The following is a 19,212-nucleotide window of genomic DNA, read 5'->3' as shown; positions in this document are numbered from 1 at the left end:
ACCAGCGGCGGCGTTTGCGCCGGGCGCCAAACCGGTGCGCCAGGTGGAGGGCTAGAAGACCTGGTGCGTGGTGCGCTCGCGGCCGATGTAGCTGTTTTGCGCAGTGAAGCGCGCCTGTATCGCCGGATCAGCCCATTGGCTGGGCTCGATGACCAGGCCCAGACCTCTCAGCTGATCGACGTGAAGCCTGAGGCCCTGCAGGCGAGAGCCCGTGGCTTCGACCTCGTCGTCGCTCAGTTGGTTGTCCAGCATCGCGTGCAGTTCATCGTCCACCAGATCATCGATCATGGCCGCCATCGTGGTATCGATCACGGGGGGCAGCGCCGTTCCATAGAACGGCAGGCCACTGCGCGGCCGGATATCGGATGGCCTGCGCAGGTCCTTGCCGAAGCACTGATCGTTGTCGATGCCCGTGACCTTGACATCCCCGTTCGGTCCGACGTCGATGAAGTAATTGTTGTCATGGCGATCGACCTGGCCCGTCAGGTGGTCCAGCAACTGCAGCTTGGTGACCTCCGCGAAGACCGCCGGATTTTTGAACCAGTCGGCATCGGCGTTGCTCGCCTGCTTGCCGGGTGCGCGCTCCATGAGCAGGCCGAGATCGGGGTCCAACGGGCCCCGTCCGGTGTCGATCAGTGCCAACCGGGTGTCCGCGATCACATCAAGGCCGAGCTTCTTCGCGCAGGACAGGGTCGCGATGTTGCGGATGGCCACTTGCGGATCGTCCATGGGAATGCCGGAAGCACTGCCCACCCAGCCTTTTTCCGTTGCCTTCAGCGGCTTGAACACACTGTCTTGCGCAACGCCATCGGCGTTCTGGACCTTGAGCGCGAAGACGGAAGCGAAGCTGCCCGACGTGAGGTGCTTGGGCTTTTCCAGCACCTGCGCGTCCGTGTAGGCCAACCGAGTGTCGGGCGTGATCTTCAGGTTCAGCTGCCGGTAGAGATGATCGGCCGGGTCTGCCAGCTGGCCCAGGACCTCCAGCAGCAATTCACGGTCTTCCTTCAAGACGTTCTGGCCCAAGGTGCCATCCTCGACCGCCATGCGGATCCTGTCCACCGCAACGCGGGCATCGAGCTGACCGGCTTTGGCCACCGCCATCGCATCGGCACGCACCCGCGCCACGAACGCCTCTCTGCGCCGGCCCTCCATGGGCTTTGGTGGCCCATTCAGGCGCGCGCGCCATTTGTCGGCCATCGTGACGGGGGTTTCTCGGCCCGCTCGTTCCTTCAGCCGCTTCATCGCCCGGCCGCCATGGGGCAAGGCCAAATGCAAAAGCTGGTTGCGTTCGGCTTTTTCTTGCTGCCGCGCCTGCTCGACCAGCGCACCCAATGTGGAACGGGGCACGGGGCGGGTGACTGGCTCTGGCTGGATCTCGCTGCTGGAATGCCTCGAATGGATGGCGGGCGAGGACGGCGCCGTGACAAAAGGCGTCAGGGAAGGCGACACGGAAGGCGATGCCGCACCGGCCGGGTCAGCGGCTGCGGGCGGTTTTTCAGCCGGGGCCTTGGGCAACGCACTGCGCAAGGGGGAAAGTTGCCCGGCCAGCCCCGAGGGCCGCGTGGGCGCGCTGCTCACCAATCCAGCAGGTCCCTGCAGCGCACCGCGGGAAGGCGAAGCGGGCGTGGAGGGCACGGCGTCGAGGTCGACGCGCGGCGCACCGGGGCTGGAACCCCGGGTGATACGGAACGGGCTTTCTGGCAAGGCGACTCTCTCTGCCACCCAAAATCACAGGATGGCACCCGGAAGTGTGCGGATGAGCCGGCGCTGAAGGCCGCCGGGTTGCGAAGCCCCAGCACGGGGGGCGAAGCGGGCCGCTACGCCGGCGCCAGCCCACGTCCTGCACGACAAACCTCTCACCAGCTGCTTTGCAGGCCCGCGGCATAGAACGGCACCCACTGGCGCTCGCGCCCGATGTAGCTGTTGTGCTCGGTCAGCAGTTCCTTCACGCCGGGCTCTCCCCAATGTCCAGGGTCGATCACCCGGCCGATCTCGCGCAGCTGGGCAATGTGCGCCTTGACGCCCTGGTGGCGCTGTATCGCCGCGCTGATTTCAGCCTCGTTCAACTTGTCTTCGAGCATCGAACGGATATCGCCCTCCGTGAGCGCCTGGATCGAACGCTCCATGTCGGTATCCACGACTGGAGGCAGCCCCACACCCCGGAACCGGGCTTGGGCGGTTCCATCCGCCCCGGGCCGGATATCAGCGGGATCGGTGAGCTTTTGGCCAAAGCACTGGTCGTTGTCGATCCCTGTGACCTTGACCCGCCCGTCCGGCCCGATATCGATGAAATAGTTTTCATGGTAGCGGTCGGTTTGCCCCGTGAGGTGGTCGAGCAGTTGGAGCTTGGTCACCTCCGCACACACGTCCGCGCGGTCCAGCGTCTGCACGTCGGTGTACAAGGCTGGCTTGCCGGGGGCACGCTCCATGACCAACCCCAACTGGAGGTTGGAAACCGAAGGGGCTTGCCGGGTGTCGATCAACGCCACTTGCGTGTCCACGATCACGTCCATACCGAGTTTTCTGGCATAGGCAAGCGTCGCGATGTTGCGCATCGCGGTCTGCGGATCGCTCTCTGGAATGCCGGTGCCTGCGGTCGTCGGATTGTTCTTCTCCGTGGCCTTGAGGGGCTTGAAGATGCCATCGAACACCGAACCGTCCAGCTTCGCGAGACGGACCCCGAACACGGTGTGAAAGCTCCCTGATCTGAAAGCCCTGGGTGGTTCCAGGACCTGGACGTTGGTGAAGGCGGGCGACGTCTCGGGCGTGACCTTCAGGTTGATTTTTTGGTAGAGGCGGTGGATGGACAACTGGTCCAGCGCGGCCAGCAGCGCCTGCCGGTCCGTAGGCAGGATGCCTTGGCCCAGCATGCCCTCCTCTATGGCGGCGCCCAGCGCGTCGGCGGCCAACGAGGGCTCCATCGCGCCGGCCTTGGCAATCGCCATCACGTCCGCGCGCACCAATGCAGCGAATGCCGCATCGCTGTGCACATCCAAGGCTTCGGGTGCGCCTTTGAGTTGTGCATTCAATCGCTCGGCCAGCGTGGCCGGGTGCTGCCTGGCCGCGCGTTCCTTCAAAAGCTTCAGGGTTCCACCACCGCTTGGCAGGGCCGATTCGAGCAACCGCATCCGGCCGGCTCTGTCTGGCGTGTGCAGGCCGGGTGGCGATCGTCTGGTGCTTGCTGGCGAAGGGCCCGTCAGTGGGCGGGGTGCCGAATTGCGCACAGGCGAAAGCGGCCCTGCCACGGCCTGATGCCGCCGAGGTGCCAGGCCCGGTCCCAAGGGCCCCTCCAGTGCGCGGGACGAAGAGGCAACCGGCCTGGCTGGCAAGGTGCCGGGCTCGATGCGCGACGGGCCCGGGTTTTGGCTCCGGGTAACCCGAAACGGACTGTCTGGCAAGGCAACTCCCTCCACCGTTCAAAACGCACGGCACCGGGCAGTGTGTCGGCCAACGGCACTCGCGATCCAGCCTGTGGCGAAACGGCAGCCCGGCAGCCGAAGGAAGGCGGCGCCCAGCGACTAAGTCATCGGCCCCTGCGGAGTCGCCCCACCCGCCAATGCCCGGCCAGCGATCACCGCCTCAAGCTCCTGAAGCACGGCCGCTCTCATGCCGCCGGCCGGGTTCCACGGCGTCTCGGCCGCGTTCTGCCCTGCGGCCACCCAGCGCCAACCCGCGTGATCAAAACGGCTCGCCGCCACGTGCAGCCGCATGCCCGGCGGTATCTTGCCGGCCGATTCGGCACGTTGCAGCTGCGACAGCAAGGCAGCGGCCCAGTCGAACATTTCAGTGATGTGCGCGCGGGCGGGCTCGGGCTCCAGGTAGGCCCCACCCCAGGGAAGCTTGATGAAAAGCGCCAACCCCTGGCCGACCAGGTAGAAATGCACCGCCCAGCTGTTGGTGCCATGGCCGTCGAAACCCACCACGGCGTAGTCCGCCACATCGGGTTGCGTTTCGACTTCATCCAGGAAGTGATGGAAATCGTAAGGGGACGAGGCCACGGGACGCGTGGCGAACCATGCCCGCCCCTGGACCTGCAATGCGCTCGCCAGCGCTGCCGGTACGGGAGGAAACGGCAGTCCTTCATCAGCGAAGAGGGTCAGGGCTGAGGGCGCGCCGGTATCGCGTTCGGCTTCGTTGGCAGAGAGGTTCATGTGGGTCGTTCAATGTCTATGGTTGGCTGGCAACCCAGGCAAGTTCGCGATCGCGGCCCAGGTAGCTGTTTTCCGGGGTGAAGAGTTCCTGGATGTCGGATCGGCCCCATTCGTGCGGCGCGATGACGCGCCCCGCCTCGCGCAATTCGACCATGTGCTGCCTGACGCCTCGGTACCGCTGGATGGCGGCATCGACCTCGGCATCGTTCAGCTTGTCTTCCAGGATCGAAACAATGCCTTCCTCCGTGAGTGCAAGGACTGCGCTTTCCATGTCCGTGTCCACCACAGGGGGGAGCGCCGTGCCGCGGAGCCCCAGGCGCGACGGATCGATCGCGACGCCTTTCGGGTCGGTCCGCGGCGCTTTGGCGCCGGCTGGATCAGTCAGTGCTGCGCCGAAGCTGGTGTCGTTATCGATGCCCATGACCTTGGCCCGGCCATCGGAGCCGAGCTCGACAAAATAGTTTTTGTCGTAGCGATCCGCCTCCCCGGTCAGATGGTCAAGCAACTGGAGCTTCGTCACTTCCGCGCACACGGAGCCCTCCTTGAACACTTCCGCATCGACCTCTTCAGCCGGTTCACCACGGGCGCGTTCCATGATCAGCCCCAAGGCAGGGTTGAACGGGTCATCTCCGATGTCGATCAACGCCACGCGCGTGTCGGTAACCACATGAAAACCAATCATCTTCGCGTAGGCGACGGTTGCAAGGTTGCGCATCGCCGTCTGCGGATCTTCTCTCGATATGCCCGCCAGTCTGGCAGCCGCACTCCACTCCTCCACGTCGGGCACCTCGGAGTTCAGCGGCTTGAAAACGGCATCCAGTTCAGAGCCATCGGTGTCCTCAAGCTTGACTGCGTAAACCTTGCTGATTCGCCCCTCCCCCAGTTCCACAGGCGCCTCCAGCACCTGCGCGTTGGTGAACGCGGGCATGGTGTCGTCCGTCATTTTCAGGTTCAGCCGCGTGTACAAACGGTCGATGGCCAAGTCGTCCAGCACTTGCGTCAGCAATTCAAGATCGCTCTTCAAAATACCTTGGCCGAGTATCCCCTCATCCAAAGCCTCGGCCATCTTGTCGACCGCCACCAAAGGATCGACCCCACCAGCCATGGCCATGGCCCACAGGTCGTCACGCACCAGCGCCTCGAACGCCGTTTTCCGGGGGCCTTCCATCGGCTTGGGGGTTCCATGGCGGATCAGAAGCAACCTGTCGGCCAAAGTGGCCGGGTGCTCTCTGGCCGCGCGCGCCTTCAATCGTTTCATGGCCTGACCGCCATCCGGCAATGCCGAGTGCACCCATTGCGCCAGCGCAGCACGGCGGGCCTGTTTGGCTTGCCGGGCCTGCTCCGCCTTCTCGGCCTTTTCTTCTCGCAGGGCCTCGTCCAGCAGTTGGCGCAGCGTCTGGCGTCGTACCGGCTGAGAAGGCGAGGTCTCGTGCGTCGGCGAGGTATGGCCGTCGGAGACATGGGGCTGGATCTCCGTCTGCGAGCGGCCGATGACCGGTTGGCGGTTCAGTGCGGACGGTGGCAACGGACTGCGCACGGGGGAAGACTGCTCACCAGCGCCCTGCAATCGCTTTGGCGCGCCCATGAGACCTTCAGGCCCCTTCAGCGCCACCGGAGTATGCGGCGTACGCGCGGGAGGCACGCCGCCAGACTCGACGCGCGGCGCATTGGGCACGGAACTGCGAGCGGTCCGAAACAGGTGATCCAGCAAAACGACTCTCTCTCTGCCGTCAAAGGGAACGGTACAAATGAGTGTGCCGGCCAAGGGCCCCGGACGAACTCGCTGCAGCGAAGCGCGAGGTCGGCACGCGAAATGTCATGACCTTCCGCCGCAGAGCCCCGTGGCTCAAACGCCTGCCACTCGTTGAAGATCGCGTGCCAGATAGCTGTTCTGCGGAGTCATGAGCGCCTGCACCTGCGGCGTCTCCCAATCTTTCGGATCGATGACCCAGTTCTGCTCCCGCAACTGAACGATGTGCGCTTTCAAGCCTCGGTACCGCTGAAGCGCGGCGGCAATTTCCGCGGTGTTCAATTTGTTGCCGAGCATGGCATGGATGTCGTCCTCCGTCATCGCCTCAATAGCGCGCTCCATGTCGGTATCCACCACGGGAGGCAGCCCGACTCCCTGCAAGAACCTGTGCTGCGAGTCATCGGCGTATCGGGCACCGGCGGGATCGGTCAACTTCTCGCCAAAGCACTGGTCGTTGTCGATGCCCATGACCGTGGGCCGATCGTCCGCATCGATATGGATGAAGTAATTGAAACCATGGCGGTCCCCCTCCCCCGTCAGGTGGTCGAGCAGCTGGAGCTTGGTCACTTCCGCGCGAACATCTGCCCGGGCCAAAACGCTCGCAGGCGTGCGCTCGGCCGGCTCGCCCGGGGCCAGCTCCATGAGCAGGCCCACGGAGGGATCAAACGGTTTTTTATCGACGTCGATCAGTGCCACGCGGGTATCCGGAATCACATGAAACCCGAGCTTCCTGGCGTAATCGACGGTGGCGAGATTGCGCATCACGGTCTGCGGGTCATATCTCGGAATGCCGGTCGCCCAACCGGCATAAGACCAATCCTCCCTCGGAATCGGCTTGAAGAGGGCATTCAGCACCGCGCCGTCGGTTTCCTTGAGCTTGACTTCATAGACGTGGGTGAATTCTCCAGCGCCGAACGGTTTAGGCACTTGCAGAAGGTCTGCGTCGGTAAAGGCAGGCTTGGTGTCGTCTGTCATTGCCAGATTCCACCGCCGGTAGAGACCTTCCAAGGACAGGTCACCCAATATTTCCAGCAAAAGCGCTCGATCCCTTTTGAGGATGCCTTGGCCGAAGATGCCTTCGCCGAGCGCCTCGGTCAATTGGTCGACCGCAGCCCTGGGTGCAATCTGGCCAGTGGATGCCAGCGCCCGCAGATCAGCGCGCACCAACGTTTCGAAAGCCGACCTGCGCTGGTCCTTCATGGTTTTGGGCAGTCCGGTCTGGATCGAATGCCATATCTGGGCCGCCGTCTTCGGGTGCTTTCTGACTGCGCGCTCCTTGAGCCGTTTCATGGCCTGCCCCCCGTCGGGCAGCGCCGAATGCACCAGTTGCTCCAGTGCGGCACGCCGTTGCTGACGGTCTTGCTCGGCCTTTTCGGCTTGATCAATTTTTTCCTGCCGAAGCTCCTGCTTCAAAAGTTCGCCCAGTCTCGGACGGCCAACCTTCTGTGATGGCGGAGCCGCATCCGGCCCTTGCGATGGATTGGCGCCAGAAGACAACTCTTGAATCTCACTTTGCAGTCGAATGCTGGGCTGCCTGTTCAGGGAGGGCAACGGGCTGCGAAGGGGTGAGAGTTGCTCCAACGATCCTTGGGGCCGTTTGGGCGCATGCCGGAGTCCCGCAGGACTTTCCGAAGCGAGGGGCGAAGGCGTCTCAGGAGGCTTCGGTACATCGGCGGAGGTGCGGGGCTTATTGTGTATAAGGCCTCGGGCAAGCCGGGAAGCGATATTCGACAACATGGCTTTCTTTCTGCCGCCAGAATGGTTCGGCCCGAGCGACTATGCCGAACAACAACACGGGCCTGCACGCTGCTGCGAAGCCCGCGGCCGAAAGGCGAAAAAACGAAGAGCGATTGGCAATGAGCCACTCGCAATTCGATGGCCATGCGTTGGCGATCAATGCCTCACCAGGTGGTGATCAACAGCGCATGGTCACGCTCGCGCCCCACGTAGCTGTTTTGGCTGTTCAGGAGTTGCTGCACGCTCGCATCGCCCCACTCGGCCGGATCGATCACGCGGTTGGTGGAACGCAGTTGCGCAATATGCTGCTTGACGCCTTCGTGCCGCTGGACCGCCGCGTCGATCTCGGCCTCACTCAACTTGTCTCCCAGCATCGAACGGATGTCGGTTTCAGTGAGCGCGCCAATCGATCGCTCCATTTCGGTATCCACCACCGGAGGCAGCCCCGTCCCGCGGAACCCTTTACGCGAGGGATCATTCCGGATTCTTTCGATTCCGGCCGGGTCCGTCATTTTGTGTCCGAAGCATTGATCGTTATCGATCCCCGTCACCTTGGCACGACCGTCCGGTTCGATGTTGATGAAATAGTTGCCGGCATGGCGATCGCCTTGCCCCGTGAGGTGATCCAGCAACTGCAGCTTGGTCACTTCCGCGCATACGTTCGCTTGCCTGAAAAGTTTTGGATCAGTGTCGGCGGCCGACTTGCCGCGGGCCCGCTCCATCACCATACCCAGTTGACGGCCTTGTCCGGTATCGATCAACGCGACGCGTGTATCGGCCACCACGCGCATGCCGAGCTTTCTCACATAGGCAACCGTGGCCACGTTGCGCATTGCGATCTGTGGATCGTCAGGCGGAATACCGGTTTCCATGGCCACCCATCCACGCTCCTCCGTGCGGAGCGGCTTGAAAATGGCGTCGATCGGAACGCCATCCGGGCCCGTCAGCTTGACCGAAAACACCGTATTGAACGTTCCCGATCCCAGCTTCTCGGGCTTTTCAAGAACCTGGTCGTCGGTAAAGGTCAGCCGCGTATAGGGAGTGATTTTCAGGTTCAGCTCATCGTATCGGCAGTTGACGGCCCATCCTTCAAGCACTTCCAACAGCATCTGCCGGTCTTGCTCCAGGATGGAAGGGCCTGCGGTGCCATTTTTCAACGCGTTGATCATCTCGTCGATCGCGCGTGAGTTTTCGAGATTGCCAGCCTCGCCAAGCGCCACGACGTCCGCCCAAATCAGATCCTCGAACGCCTCTTTGCGTTTCCCCTCCATGGGTTTGGGCTTTCCATTCAAGATGGCGTGCCATCGCTGGTCCATCGTGGACGGATGCATCCTGGCCGCGCGGTCCTTCAACCGCTTCAGTGCGCCACCGGCATTGAACAGTGCCAATCGCGCCTGCTCGGCCTCCTCCCGGCGCTCCTGAGCCAGCAATTGCCCCAGTGTCGTTCGGGGCACACGCGCGGATTGCTGGGCGCCTGCAGCGCGCTGCAGGGGATCAGACGCGCCACGGATGCCGGCGTGTGGCTGGACGAAGGCCGTATGGCGTACCACCGCAGGCAGAGGCAACGCCGATGCTGCGGCAGACGCCTTGGTGCTTGCCTGCGCCTTGCCTAACAGCGACTGTGGCAACGGGCTGCGCACGGGAGAGCCATGCTCTTGGGCGCCCGGTGGGCGCCTGGCAGCGCTGCGCAGTCCGGCTGGTGCATCCAGCACTGACGGAGAGGGCGATGCCGACCGGGATGGCTCCACGTCGGTGTGCATGCGCTGCGATCCCAGGCCGGGGTTTCGATCTATCCGAAATGAGTTCTCCGGCAACATGGCTCTCTTTCTGCCGCCAAGACCTGCCGGCTTCTCAGAGCATCCGATATCTGCGCGCGCGCCAACCCATCATGGCGAAGCACTGGGCAAACCAGCGAAAAATGCAGGCCGTCCTTCTAGACCTTGAAGGAACAGCACGCCCGGACCACTCGCCCCTCACAGCGCCGGAAACCCATCCCCCGCCGCGCCTGACGGCGCGGTCAGCCCACGCGAGGATGGCCGCACCCGCACCACCACCGCGCCATCAAACTCAGGCCAGCGCGCGCTGGATGATGATCTTCTGCACGTCGCTCGTGCCTTCGTAGATCTGGCACACGCGCACATCGCGGTAGATGCGCTCCACGGGAAAGTCGTTCACCACGCCGTAGCCGCCCAGCGTCTGGATCGCCGCGCTGCACACGCGCTCGGCCATCTCGCTGGCGAAGAGCTTGGCCATGGCGGCCTCTTTCAAACACGGCCGGCCGGCATCGCGCAGCGCCGCCGCGTGCCAGATGAGCTGGCGCGCCGCCTCGATCTGCGTGGCGCAGTCGGCCAGCCGAAATCCCACCGCCTGGTGGTTGAAGATGGGCGTGCCGAAGCTCTCGCGCTCCTTCGAATACGCCAGCGCGGCCTCGAACGCGCTGCGTGCCATGCCCACGCTCTGCGCGGCGATGCCGATGCGCCCGCCCTCCAGCGCGCCGAGCGCGATCTTGTAGCCCTCGCCCTCCGCACCGATCAGGTTCTCGGCCGGCACGCGGCATTGGTCGAACTGGATCTGTGCCGTGTCGCTGCTGTGCTGGCCAAGCTTGTCTTCCAGCCGCGCGACGGTGTAGCCCAGCGAGTCGGTGGGCACCAGGAAGGCGCTCATGCCCTTCTTGCCCGCGCCCTTGTCGGTGACCGCGATGACGATGGCCACGTGGCCGTTCTTGCCGCTGGTGATGAACTGCTTGACGCCGTTGATCACGTAGCCGTCGCCGTCCTTCACCGCCGTCGTGCGCAGGGCCGAAGCGTCCGAGCCCACATGCGGCTCGGTCAGGCAGAACGAGCCCAGCATCCGGCCCTGCGCCAGCGGCGCGAGCCAGGCCTTCTTCTGCGCGGCATTGCCGTAGCGCATGAGGATGGCGTTCACCGGGCAGTTGGTCACGCTGATGGCCGTGCTGGTGCCGCCGTCGCCGGCCGCGATCTCCTCCAGCACCAGGGCCAGCGTCAGGTAGTCGAGCCCCGCGCCGCCGTCCTCTTCAGGCACGCAGATGCCGTAGGCGCCCAGCGCGGCCAAGCCCTGGTGGGCCTCGCGGGGAAAGTGGTGTTCGCGGTCCCAGCGGGCCGCGTGCGGCCACAGCTCGCGCTGGGCGAAATCGCGCACCGCGTCGCGGATCATTTCCTGGTCTTGGTTCAACAGCATGCTTTTTGTCTCCGTCGTCGAAAGAAATGGCTCTGAAGGGGCCTTGAAAATTCGTTTGCCGAACCCGGCGCGTCCGCCTCGCGGTGCCGGCCAGCGCCGGCTACACCGGCGTGCCGTGCATGCCCAGGCCGCGGCGGCGCGACCAATGCTCCACCACGCGCCGCCCATAGCGCACTCCGGGCTTTTCGATGCAGAACCACGAGAACGCCGCCATGGCCAGCGTCAGCGCGAGCGACACCGCGATGCACACCGCCAGGCTCCAGCCGCGCCTGAGGCTGATTTCCGTCACGGCCTGCTGGATCGGAAAGGCGTAGATGTAGACGCCATAGGACAGGTCCTCGCGCAGCCAGCCGCCCGAGCGGCCACCGCCCACGTGCGCGGCCCAGAAGATGCCGGCCGCCACCAGGGCCCACACGCCGATCTGCACGCTCCACGCCTGCGGCGTGAACCACGCCAAGGCGCCGCCCAGCACGGCCACCACCAGCAGCCACGGGCCACTGCGCACGCGGTAGGCCGCGAAGGTGCAGCCGAGCAGGAACGCCACGCCGAACCCGGAAACCTCCCCCCAGTGGAACAGGTGGAAGAGCGCCGTGAGCCACCGCGGCCCGGCATCGACCCAGGCATCCCAGCCGGCCACCCGCGCCCACTGCCAAGATACCGCCATGAGCAGCGCAGCCACGGGATACACCCAGCGCCGCCGCGTCCATCCCGCCACGCCCGCCATCGACAGCAGCAGGTACATCAACAGCTCGTAGCGGATCGTCCACAGCGAGCCGTTCACCGACCGGGCGAAAGGGTTGTTCTCAAACACGCCCGGAAGCACCTGCACGACGGCCATCCCCACGGCGTTGTTGAGGAAATGGATCCACGTGCGGGCATCGGACCAGTACTGCGCCGTCGGCAGCTGCGTCATGGCCCAGCCCAGCACGAACACCGAGAACGCGGTCGCCACCACCAGCCCGGGAAAGATGCGCGCCACGCGCTTGGCCCAGAACACGCCGATGTCCGGCTCGCGCTCCCAGCTCTGGCACACGAGGTAACCGCTGATGAAGAAAAAGCAGTACACCGCCAGCGAGCCCAGGCTGTGTCCGGCAAAGGGCACGGGCATGCTCAGGCGGTAGAGGAACTCGCCATGCGACAGCAGCACGGCGATCGCCGCCGCCAGACGCAGCAGGTTGAAATGGTTCGCGCCATGCGCGGTCGGCGCGATCACCGCCGCCCCGCGCGGGGCATTTAGCACTGCGGCGCTCACCAGTGCGCGGCCCGGCGGCCGTCGTGGTGCAGCAGCCGGCCCCGGTCGGCCGGGGTGACGCCCGCCAGCACCGCGCGCATGCCGCGCACGCTCGCCTCGGGTGTGAGCGCCGCGCCCTCGCCCCCCATGTCGGTCTGCACCCAGCCCGGGTCGAGCGTGATGAGCGTGGCCTCCGGATAGTCGTGCTGCGCCGCGGCCACCGCCATGTTGAGCGCGGCCTTGCTCGTGCGGTACAGCCACGAATCGCTGCCCGGCACGCTGCCGATCAGCGACATGGCGGACGACAGGAACGCCAGGGTGCCGCCCGCCATCGCCACATGGGGCGCGACCTGTGGCAGCGCCTGCATGGCGCCGAGCACGTTGGTGCGCATGACGGCGTCGAAATCCTCGCGCGTGGGCGGGGTGAGCGCCGAGGGCCGGCGGATCACGCCCGCCACGTAGAGCGCCACGTCGAGCTTTTCGCCGTCCAAAAGCCAGGCCAGGCCGCTGACGCTGGCCGGGTCGGCCACATCCACGCGCATCGGCTCGGCCCCCAGGGACTGCACGCGCTCGCGGCCGGCGTCGTCGCGCACGGTGGCGATCACGCGCCAGCCGGCCTCGCGGTATTGCCGCACGAATTCGAGCCCGATGCCGCGCGATGCGCCGATGACGAGAACGGTCTGGGTCACTGCCTGAATCCTTGTATCCAATCGGCTTCCACCGCAATCAATTCTAAGGCGTGCTGCTATACATTTAATAGCAATACGCCACGGGCCTCGATCAGATCAGTTCCAGCGCGACGGCCGTGCCTTCGCCCCCGCCGATGCACAGCGTGGCCAGGCCGCGCTTCTTGCCGCGCGCCTTCAGCGCATGGATCAGCGTGACCATGATGCGGGCGCCGCTGGCACCGATGGGGTGGCCCAGGGCGCAGGCGCCACCGTTCACGTTCACGATGTCGTGCGACACGTTCAGCTCCTTCATGAGCGCCATGGGCACGACGGCAAAGGCCTCATTGACTTCCCACAGGTCCACGTCCAGCACGCTCCAGCCGGCCTTGTTCAAGGCTTTCTGGGTGGCGCCGACCGGCGCGGTGGTGAACCATTCCGGAGCCTGGGCGTGCATGGCATGGGCCACGATGCGGGCGATGGGCTGGCGGCCGAGCTTGAGGGCGGTGGACTCGCGCATCATCACGAGCGCGGCCGCGCCGTCGTTGATGCTGGAGCTGGAGGCGGCGGTGATGGTGCCGTCCTTCTTGAACGCGGGCTTGAGCTGGGGAATCTTGTCCAGCTTGACCTTGCCCGGGCCTTCGTCCACCGACACCACGGTCTCGCCCGCGCGGGTCTTGACCGTGACCGGTGCGATCTCGTCGGCGAACGCGCCGGAGTCGCTGGCCGCCTTGGCGCGCTGCACGCTGGCCACGGCGAAGGCATCCTGCTGCTCGCGCGTGAACTGGTACTTGGCGGCGCAATCCTCACCGAAGGTACCCATCGAGCGGCCGGGCTCATAGGCGTCCTCCAGGCCGTCGAGCATCATGTGGTCGAAGATGCGGTCATGGCCCAGGCGGTAGCCGCCGCGGCCCTTTTGCAGCAGGTACGGCGCGTTGGTCATGCTCTCCATGCCGCCGGCGACGATCACATCGTGCGTGCCGGCCAGCAGCAGGTCGTGCGCGAACATCGCGGCCTTCATGCCCGAGCCGCACATCTTGCTCAGCGTCACGGCGCCGGCGCTCTGCGGCAGCCCGCCCTTGAAGCCTGCCTGGCGCGCGGGCGCCTGGCCCTGGCCGGCCATCAGGCAATTGCCGAACAGCACCTCTTCGACCGACTCCGGCGCGATGCCAGCGCGCTCGACGGCGGCGCGGATGGCCACGCCGCCCAGGTCGTGCGCCGCCAGGCTGGAGAAATCGCCCTGGAAGGCGCCCATGGGGGTGCGCGCGGCACCGACGATGACGATGGAATCACTGCTCATGCTGTTGCTCCTGCAAAAAGAGGGGGGAAGGGGTTAAAAAGCCGAAGGGATGGGCCAGGGTGCTGCCACGGCGGCGCTCAGGAAGGCGGTGCGGTCCCGGACGAGAACCGCCGTTCGTTGTCATAGGGAAAGACGTCGTACACATGGCCCGCCTGGATGCGCTCCTTGTGCGACTGCCAGAAGTCCGCGTCCAGCAGATCGGCGTGGTGGCGCATGAACACATCGCGCACCGCGTCGTTGCCGAGCAAAAAGGGGGCGAAGGTTTCCGGGAATACGTCGCGCGGACCCACGGCATACCAGACCTCGCCGCTCATCTCGTCCTCTTCGTTGCGCGCCGCGGGCACGCGGCGGAACTGGCAGTCGGTGAGGTATTCGATCTCGTCGTAGTCGTAGAACACGACCTTGCCATTGCGCGTCACGCCGAAGTTCTTCCAAAGCATGTCGCCGGGAAAGATGTTGGCTGCCACCAGATCCTTGATCGCATTGCCGTATTCGACCACGCTGCGCTCCATCTGCTGGCGCGCGCGCGGATCGTGCAGGCCGGCCTCGAAGGCCTCCTGCAGGTAGATGTTGAGCGGAATCATCCGCCGCTCGATGTACAGGTGCTTGATGATGACTTCGATCTGGCCGTCGCCGTCGCGGTCGCTGATCTCCAGCTGGCTCGGGGCGAATTTCTCGATCTCGGCGATCAGCCCGTCTTCGAATCGCTCGCGCGGAAAGGCCACCTCGCTGTATTCGAGCGTATCGGCCATGCGGCCCACGCGGTCGTGCTGCTTGACCAGCAGGTACTTGGATTGGATCTGCTCGCGCGTCGTGTCCTTCGGCGGCGGGTAGTAGTCCTTGATGAGCTTGAACACGAATGGGAAGCTGGGCAGATCGAACACCAGCATCACCATCCCCTTGATGCCCGGCGCGATGCGAAAGCGGTCGCTGGAATAACGCAGGTGGTGCAGGAAGTCGCGGTAGAAAAGCGTCTTGCCTTGCTTGGCCAGGCCCAGCGCGTTGTACAGCTCGGCCCGGGGCTTGCGCGGCATCAGGCTGCGCAGGAACTGCACGTAGGCGCTGGGGATTTCCATGTCCACCATGAAATACGCCCGCGCGAAGCTGAACAGCATCTGCAGGTCGTCCTCGCCGAACAGGGCCGCATCGATCACCAGGCGGCCCGCGCTGCCGTGCAGGATCGGCAAGGCAAACGCCAGTTCGTTGAAGCCGTTGATCACCTTGCCCACCAGGTAGGCGCCCTTGTTCCGATAGAACAGGCCCGACAGCACCTGCACCTGGAAATTGGCGCGCAGCTTGGTGTGTGGCCCCAGGCGATGCTGGAGCGCTGCCAGCACATGGCGGGTATCGCGGTCCAGGTCTTCGAACTCGCGCTGCAGCTGGAAGTTGTCCACGATGCGGACCAACGTCTCGTGCAGTGTGTCCGGCGACGGGTAATAGGCGCGGTACGTCGGCCGGGCGGCCGGCTCCTCGTTTTCGATGTACTCCGTGCTCACGGCCGGCCGCACGAAGATGAAGTTGTTGTGGAAATGCGTGCGGTGCAGGATCTTCGTCGTGACCGAGTTGAAGAACGTCTCGGCCAGCTCGGGCTGGTGGTGGTCCACGAGCAGGCCGATGTAATGCAGCTTGACCTGGTGCCACACGTCCATGGGCTGCTCGCCCGCGTTGAACTCCTTGTCCAGCCGTCGCACGCATTCCTTCACGCGCAGATCGTAGAACTCGATCCGCTCGCGCTGGGCCCGTTGCTGCCCGAGCCAGTCGGCCGTCTCGAAACGGTGCTTGGCGCGCGCGGACTCCGTGCGGAACAGCTGATAGTGGCGGTTGAAGCCATCCATCATCGCCTTGGCGATCGCGTAGGCGTGGGGGGAATCCAGTCGCTGGGGAAACATGGGCCGCGTCCTGCGAAGGAGAGCGAGCTTACTCGCGGCGGGTGGCCGCAATGCCGGCAACGGCCGCCTGATAAAGCGCGTCGAGGCCTTCGGTGCCGGAGACCTCCAGGTTCAGGTTCTTGATCAACCCATCCTTGAGGCCGTAGCACCAGGCATGCAGGGTGACGTTCTGGCCGCTCGCCCAGGCATCGAGCATCACGGTGGTCTGCGCGACGTTCATCACCTGCTCGATGGCATTGAGTTCGCACAGCACGTCATGGCGCCACGCCTGTGGCGTCGCGGCGATGAGCTCGCGGTGGCGGTCGCGCACATCCTTCACGTGGCGGATCCAGTTGTCCGCCAGGCCCACACGCACATCCTGCAGCGCGGCCAGCACGCCGCCGCACCCGTAATGGCCGACCACCATCAGATGTTCGACCCGCAGCTGGTCAACCGCATACTGGATGGTGGAAAGACAGTTCAGATCGGTGGGCACCACCACATTGGCCACGTTGCGGTGCACGAACACCTCTCCGGGCTCCAATCCGGTGATCTGGTTGGCTGGCACGCGGCTGTCGGAACAGCCGACCCACATGTATTTGGGCTTTTGCTGTGCCATGAGGCCCGTGAAAAACCCGGGACGTTCCCGCTCCATCTGCGCTGCCCACGCACGGTTGTGGACGAAAAGTTGTTCGATGTCGGGAACGGCCATGTCGGTTCTTTCGAAGATTGTTCAACAAATCAGCATGTTTCCGCGAACAATTCGCGGCCGATTAGCATACGGCGAATTTCGCTGGTGCCGGCGCCGATCTCGTAGAGTTTTGCATCTCTCCACAAGCGGCCCAACGGGTATTCGTTGATGTAACCGTTTCCGCCAAAAATCTGAACACCCTCGCCGGCCATCCAGGTGGCTTTTTCGGCGCACCACAGGATGACGGACGCGCAGTCCTTGCGTACTTGGCGCACATGGTCGGTCCCCAGCATGTCGAGGTTCTTCGCCACCGTGTAGGCAAACGAGCGGCCCGCCTGCAGCACCGTGTACATGTCGGCCACCTTGCCCTGGATCAGCTGGAACTCGCCGATGCTCTGGCCGAACTGCTTGCGGTCGTGGATGTAGGGCACCACGTTGTCCATGACCGCCTGCATGATCCCCAACGGCCCGCCGGTCAACACCGCCCGTTCGTAGTCGAGCCCGCTCATGAGAACCTTGGCACCACCGTTGACGGTGCCCAGGACTTGGCTCGCTGGAACTTCGACATTCTCGAACACCAGCTCACCCGTGTGGCTTCCCCGCATGCCAAGCTTGTCGAGCTTTTGCGCAATGCTGAAGCCCTTCATACCCTTTTCGATCAGGAAAGCCGTGACGCCGCGTGCCCCCAGTTCGGGCTCCGTCTTGGCGTAAACCACCAGCGTGTCGGCGTCCGGGCCGTTGGTGATCCACATCTTGGTGCCATTGAGCAGGTAATAGCCGCCTTTGTCTTCGGCCTTGAGCTTCATGCTGATCACATCGGAGCCGGCGCCCGGCTCGCTCATGGCCAGCGCGCCCACATGCTCGCCACTGATCAGGCCGGGCAGGTACTTGTGCTTTTGCTCTTCGGAACCGTTGCGGTTGATCTGGTTCACGCACAGATTGCTGTGGGCGCCGTAGGACAGGCCCACCGATGCGCTGGCCCGGGAAATTTCTTCCATCGCCACCATGTGCGCGAGATACCCCATATGCGCACCTCCGTACGCCTCCGGCACGGTGATGCCGAGCACGCCCAACTCGCCCATCTTGCGCCACAAGTCCATGGGGAACTGGTCGGTGCGATCGATCTCCGCCGCACGCGGTGCGATCTCGGCTTGCGCGAAATCGCGCACAGCGTCGCGCAAGGCATCAATGTCTTCGCCCAGTTGGAAATTCAGGCCGGGAAGGCTGGCGAGGGTCATGGAGTCTCCTATTTTGGGAATTAATGAAGAAGAAGTTCAGCCGGCAATGCCATCGCGCCCAATGACGGACATGAGCGTGCAGCCCATGGTGGCGATCAGTTTTTCCTGGCCGCCGTCAACACCGTAGGCCCGGCCTTCGCACACCGTGATGGTCCGGCCCGGCTTGACGACACGGCCTTCCATGCGAAAGCGGGGCCCGCGCGCCGGCGCCAACAGGTTGATCTTGAATTCGATTGTCAACACCGCGGCCTCGTCAGACATCAGGGTAAAGGCCGCGTATCCGCAGGCGGAATCCAGCGCGGCGGACACCATTCCCGCATGTAAAAAACCATGCTGTTGTGTCAGCGACGCGGCCCAGTCCAATTCGATGTCCACCTCGCCCGGGGCAATGTGCCCCAGCTGCGCGCCCAAAGTGCGCATGGCGCCCTGAAGGGCAAAACTCTGAGAAACGCGGTGCACATGGTCGGGATGGGCAAGGTCAGACAGCGTGATCGGCATGGCTTTGCTGAGTTACGTTTACGTAAACGTCAATTATGGCCTATTTCTTCTTTTCCGCCTTGAGGAGCAGTGCCCTCGCTTCCCTTTCATGTTCCCGCACCTCCTCTAGGTTCGCCTGAAGATCGGCCATCTGGGCCTCCAGTTGCTTGCGGTGCCCCGCCAGCACGTCCAGGAATTTGCGGAGCTGCACACCGGTGTCCCTGGGACTGTCGTAGAGATCGATGATTTCCTTTGCCTCGGTCAGCGAAAGCCCCAGGCGTTTTGCCCGCAAGGTGAGCCGCAACCGAGTGCGATCACGTGCGGTATAGATGCGAGTTCGAGCGCCAGGTCCGGTGCGTTGGGGTTGAAGGAGGCCCATGTCTTCGTAGAAGCGCATGGCGCGGGTGGTGAGGTCGAACTCTTTGGCGAGGTCGCTGATGGTGTAGGTGGTGGCGGCCATAGGAGGTGGGGGAGACTCGTGGAGCGGAGATCCATCCCTGTCAGCGGCTGCGGTGGTGGGGAGGGTTCGCTGGCGTTGACGTAACGTCAATCGTAGCGTATCCGCAGGGCCGGGAGCGGATTGAACTGGCCTGGATCGGGGCCTGGCTGATCGGAATGGCAGCGTGGTCGCGTGGTCCGTTGAATGCCTGAGGCCGACGAACAGCGCCGCATTGAAGCCTGCAATGCGTTGTCAGGCTTGGGCCTGAGGCTAAGGGGCGTATCTGACTGGAGACTGGTTCAACCAAGCAGGCTACGTCTAGCAAAGGTTTGCAGGAGAGATTTTCATTCCCCAAAGCAAAACGCCCCGACATCGTTGGATGTCGGGGCGGTTTGGGCTGTAAGAGCCTGACGATGACCTACTTTCACACGGGAACCCGCACTATCATCGGCGCAAAGTCGTTTCAC

15 protein-coding genes are annotated in these 19,212 nt (G+C 64.3%); all 15 read right to left on the bottom strand.

Translation table 11 applies throughout. The features are described 5' to 3' along the window. Positions 1 to 51: 51 nt before the first annotated feature. Entirely contained in the window at positions 52 to 1,704 is a 1,653-nt protein-coding gene (locus tag AVME950_RS09360) for a hypothetical protein (protein WP_284429617.1), read from the bottom strand. 152 nt (positions 1,705 to 1,856) lie between these two features. Then, the gene (locus tag AVME950_RS09355; RefSeq protein WP_284429616.1) at positions 1,857 to 3,398 is read right to left on the bottom strand and encodes a hypothetical protein; all 1,542 of its coding nucleotides are present in this window, start codon (positions 3,396 to 3,398) and stop codon (positions 1,857 to 1,859) included. Between the two features lie 120 nt (positions 3,399 to 3,518). After that, on the bottom strand, positions 3,519 to 4,151 hold the full coding sequence (locus AVME950_RS09350) for a hypothetical protein (RefSeq protein WP_284429615.1): 633 nt from the start codon (positions 4,149 to 4,151) through the stop codon (positions 3,519 to 3,521). Between the two features lie 16 nt (positions 4,152 to 4,167). Further along, positions 4,168 to 5,862 carry a hypothetical protein gene (locus AVME950_RS09345; RefSeq protein WP_284429614.1) on the bottom strand — a complete coding sequence of 565 codons (1,695 nt, stop codon included), beginning with the start codon at positions 5,860 to 5,862 and terminating at the stop codon, positions 4,168 to 4,170. A 135-nt stretch (positions 5,863 to 5,997) separates the two neighbouring features. Continuing rightward, positions 5,998 to 7,452, bottom strand: coding sequence for a hypothetical protein (locus AVME950_RS09340; protein ID WP_284429613.1), 1,455 nt, complete (start codon positions 7,450 to 7,452; stop codon positions 5,998 to 6,000). A gap of 350 nt (positions 7,453 to 7,802) precedes the next feature. Beyond that, a complete protein-coding gene (locus AVME950_RS09335; RefSeq protein WP_284429612.1) occupies positions 7,803 to 9,398 on the bottom strand; it encodes a protein kinase family protein in 1,596 nt (531 codons plus the stop codon). 307 nt (positions 9,399 to 9,705) lie between these two features. Beyond that, a complete protein-coding gene (locus AVME950_RS09330; RefSeq protein ID WP_284429611.1) occupies positions 9,706 to 10,836 on the bottom strand; it encodes an acyl-CoA dehydrogenase family protein in 1,131 nt (376 codons plus the stop codon). Between the two features lie 100 nt (positions 10,837 to 10,936). Next, a complete protein-coding gene (locus AVME950_RS09325; RefSeq protein WP_284429610.1) occupies positions 10,937 to 12,076 on the bottom strand; it encodes an acyltransferase family protein in 1,140 nt (379 codons plus the stop codon). An 8-nt stretch (positions 12,077 to 12,084) separates the two neighbouring features. After that, positions 12,085 to 12,756 (bottom strand): SDR family oxidoreductase, encoded by a 672-nt coding sequence (locus AVME950_RS09320; RefSeq protein WP_284429609.1) that lies wholly within the window; start codon positions 12,754 to 12,756, stop codon positions 12,085 to 12,087. A 91-nt stretch (positions 12,757 to 12,847) separates the two neighbouring features. Beyond that, complete coding sequence (locus AVME950_RS09315; RefSeq protein WP_284397705.1) at positions 12,848 to 14,032, bottom strand: acetyl-CoA C-acyltransferase; 1,185 nt, start codon at positions 14,030 to 14,032, stop codon at positions 12,848 to 12,850. Positions 14,033 to 14,109: 77 nt separating this feature from the next. Next, the gene (gene aceK / locus AVME950_RS09310; RefSeq protein ID WP_284429608.1) at positions 14,110 to 15,921 is read right to left on the bottom strand and encodes a bifunctional isocitrate dehydrogenase kinase/phosphatase; all 1,812 of its coding nucleotides are present in this window, start codon (positions 15,919 to 15,921) and stop codon (positions 14,110 to 14,112) included. Between the two features lie 28 nt (positions 15,922 to 15,949). Continuing rightward, the gene (gene can, locus AVME950_RS09305; RefSeq protein ID WP_284429607.1) at positions 15,950 to 16,612 is read right to left on the bottom strand and encodes a carbonate dehydratase; all 663 of its coding nucleotides are present in this window, start codon (positions 16,610 to 16,612) and stop codon (positions 15,950 to 15,952) included. A 29-nt stretch (positions 16,613 to 16,641) separates the two neighbouring features. Then, positions 16,642 to 17,829, bottom strand: a complete 1,188-nt coding sequence (locus AVME950_RS09300; RefSeq protein WP_284429606.1) for an isovaleryl-CoA dehydrogenase — start codon at positions 17,827 to 17,829, stop codon at positions 16,642 to 16,644. A gap of 36 nt (positions 17,830 to 17,865) precedes the next feature. Continuing rightward, on the bottom strand, positions 17,866 to 18,327 hold the full coding sequence (locus tag AVME950_RS09295; protein WP_284429605.1) for a PaaI family thioesterase: 462 nt from the start codon (positions 18,325 to 18,327) through the stop codon (positions 17,866 to 17,868). Between the two features lie 40 nt (positions 18,328 to 18,367). Beyond that, positions 18,368 to 18,766, bottom strand: a complete 399-nt coding sequence (locus AVME950_RS09290) for a MerR family transcriptional regulator (RefSeq protein WP_284429604.1) — start codon at positions 18,764 to 18,766, stop codon at positions 18,368 to 18,370. Positions 18,767 to 19,212: the final 446 nt, after the last annotated feature.

This window comes from Acidovorax sp. SUPP950 (genome assembly GCF_030158935.1).
In the GTDB taxonomy this organism is placed as follows: Bacteria; Pseudomonadota; Gammaproteobacteria; order Burkholderiales; family Burkholderiaceae_C; genus Paracidovorax.
The sequence above is the reverse complement of the archived record's forward strand: the minus strand, read 5'-3'. Positions and strand labels throughout refer to the sequence as shown.

What these genes read in the sequence shown, in the direction of transcription:
- AVME950_RS09350 (WP_284429615.1), bottom strand. Translation starts at nt 4,151, where the DNA reads ATGAACCTCTCTGCCAACGAAGCCGAACGCGATACCGGCGCGCCCTCA.
- AVME950_RS09335 (WP_284429612.1), bottom strand. Translation starts at nt 9,398, where the DNA reads ATGCACACCGACGTGGAGCCATCCCGGTCGGCATCGCCCTCTCCGTCA.
- AVME950_RS09290 (WP_284429604.1), bottom strand. Translation starts at nt 18,766, where the DNA reads ATGGCCGCCACCACCTACACCATCAGCGACCTCGCCAAAGAGTTCGAC.
- AVME950_RS09315 (WP_284397705.1), bottom strand. Translation starts at nt 14,032, where the DNA reads ATGAGCAGTGATTCCATCGTCATCGTCGGTGCCGCGCGCACCCCCATG.
- aceK (WP_284429608.1), bottom strand. Translation starts at nt 15,921, where the DNA reads ATGTTTCCCCAGCGACTGGATTCCCCCCACGCCTACGCGATCGCCAAG.
- AVME950_RS09330 (WP_284429611.1), bottom strand. Translation starts at nt 10,836, where the DNA reads ATGCTGTTGAACCAAGACCAGGAAATGATCCGCGACGCGGTGCGCGAT.
- AVME950_RS09295 (WP_284429605.1), bottom strand. Translation starts at nt 18,327, where the DNA reads ATGCCGATCACGCTGTCTGACCTTGCCCATCCCGACCATGTGCACCGC.
- AVME950_RS09300 (WP_284429606.1), bottom strand. Translation starts at nt 17,829, where the DNA reads ATGACCCTCGCCAGCCTTCCCGGCCTGAATTTCCAACTGGGCGAAGAC.
- can (WP_284429607.1), bottom strand. Translation starts at nt 16,612, where the DNA reads ATGGCCGTTCCCGACATCGAACAACTTTTCGTCCACAACCGTGCGTGG.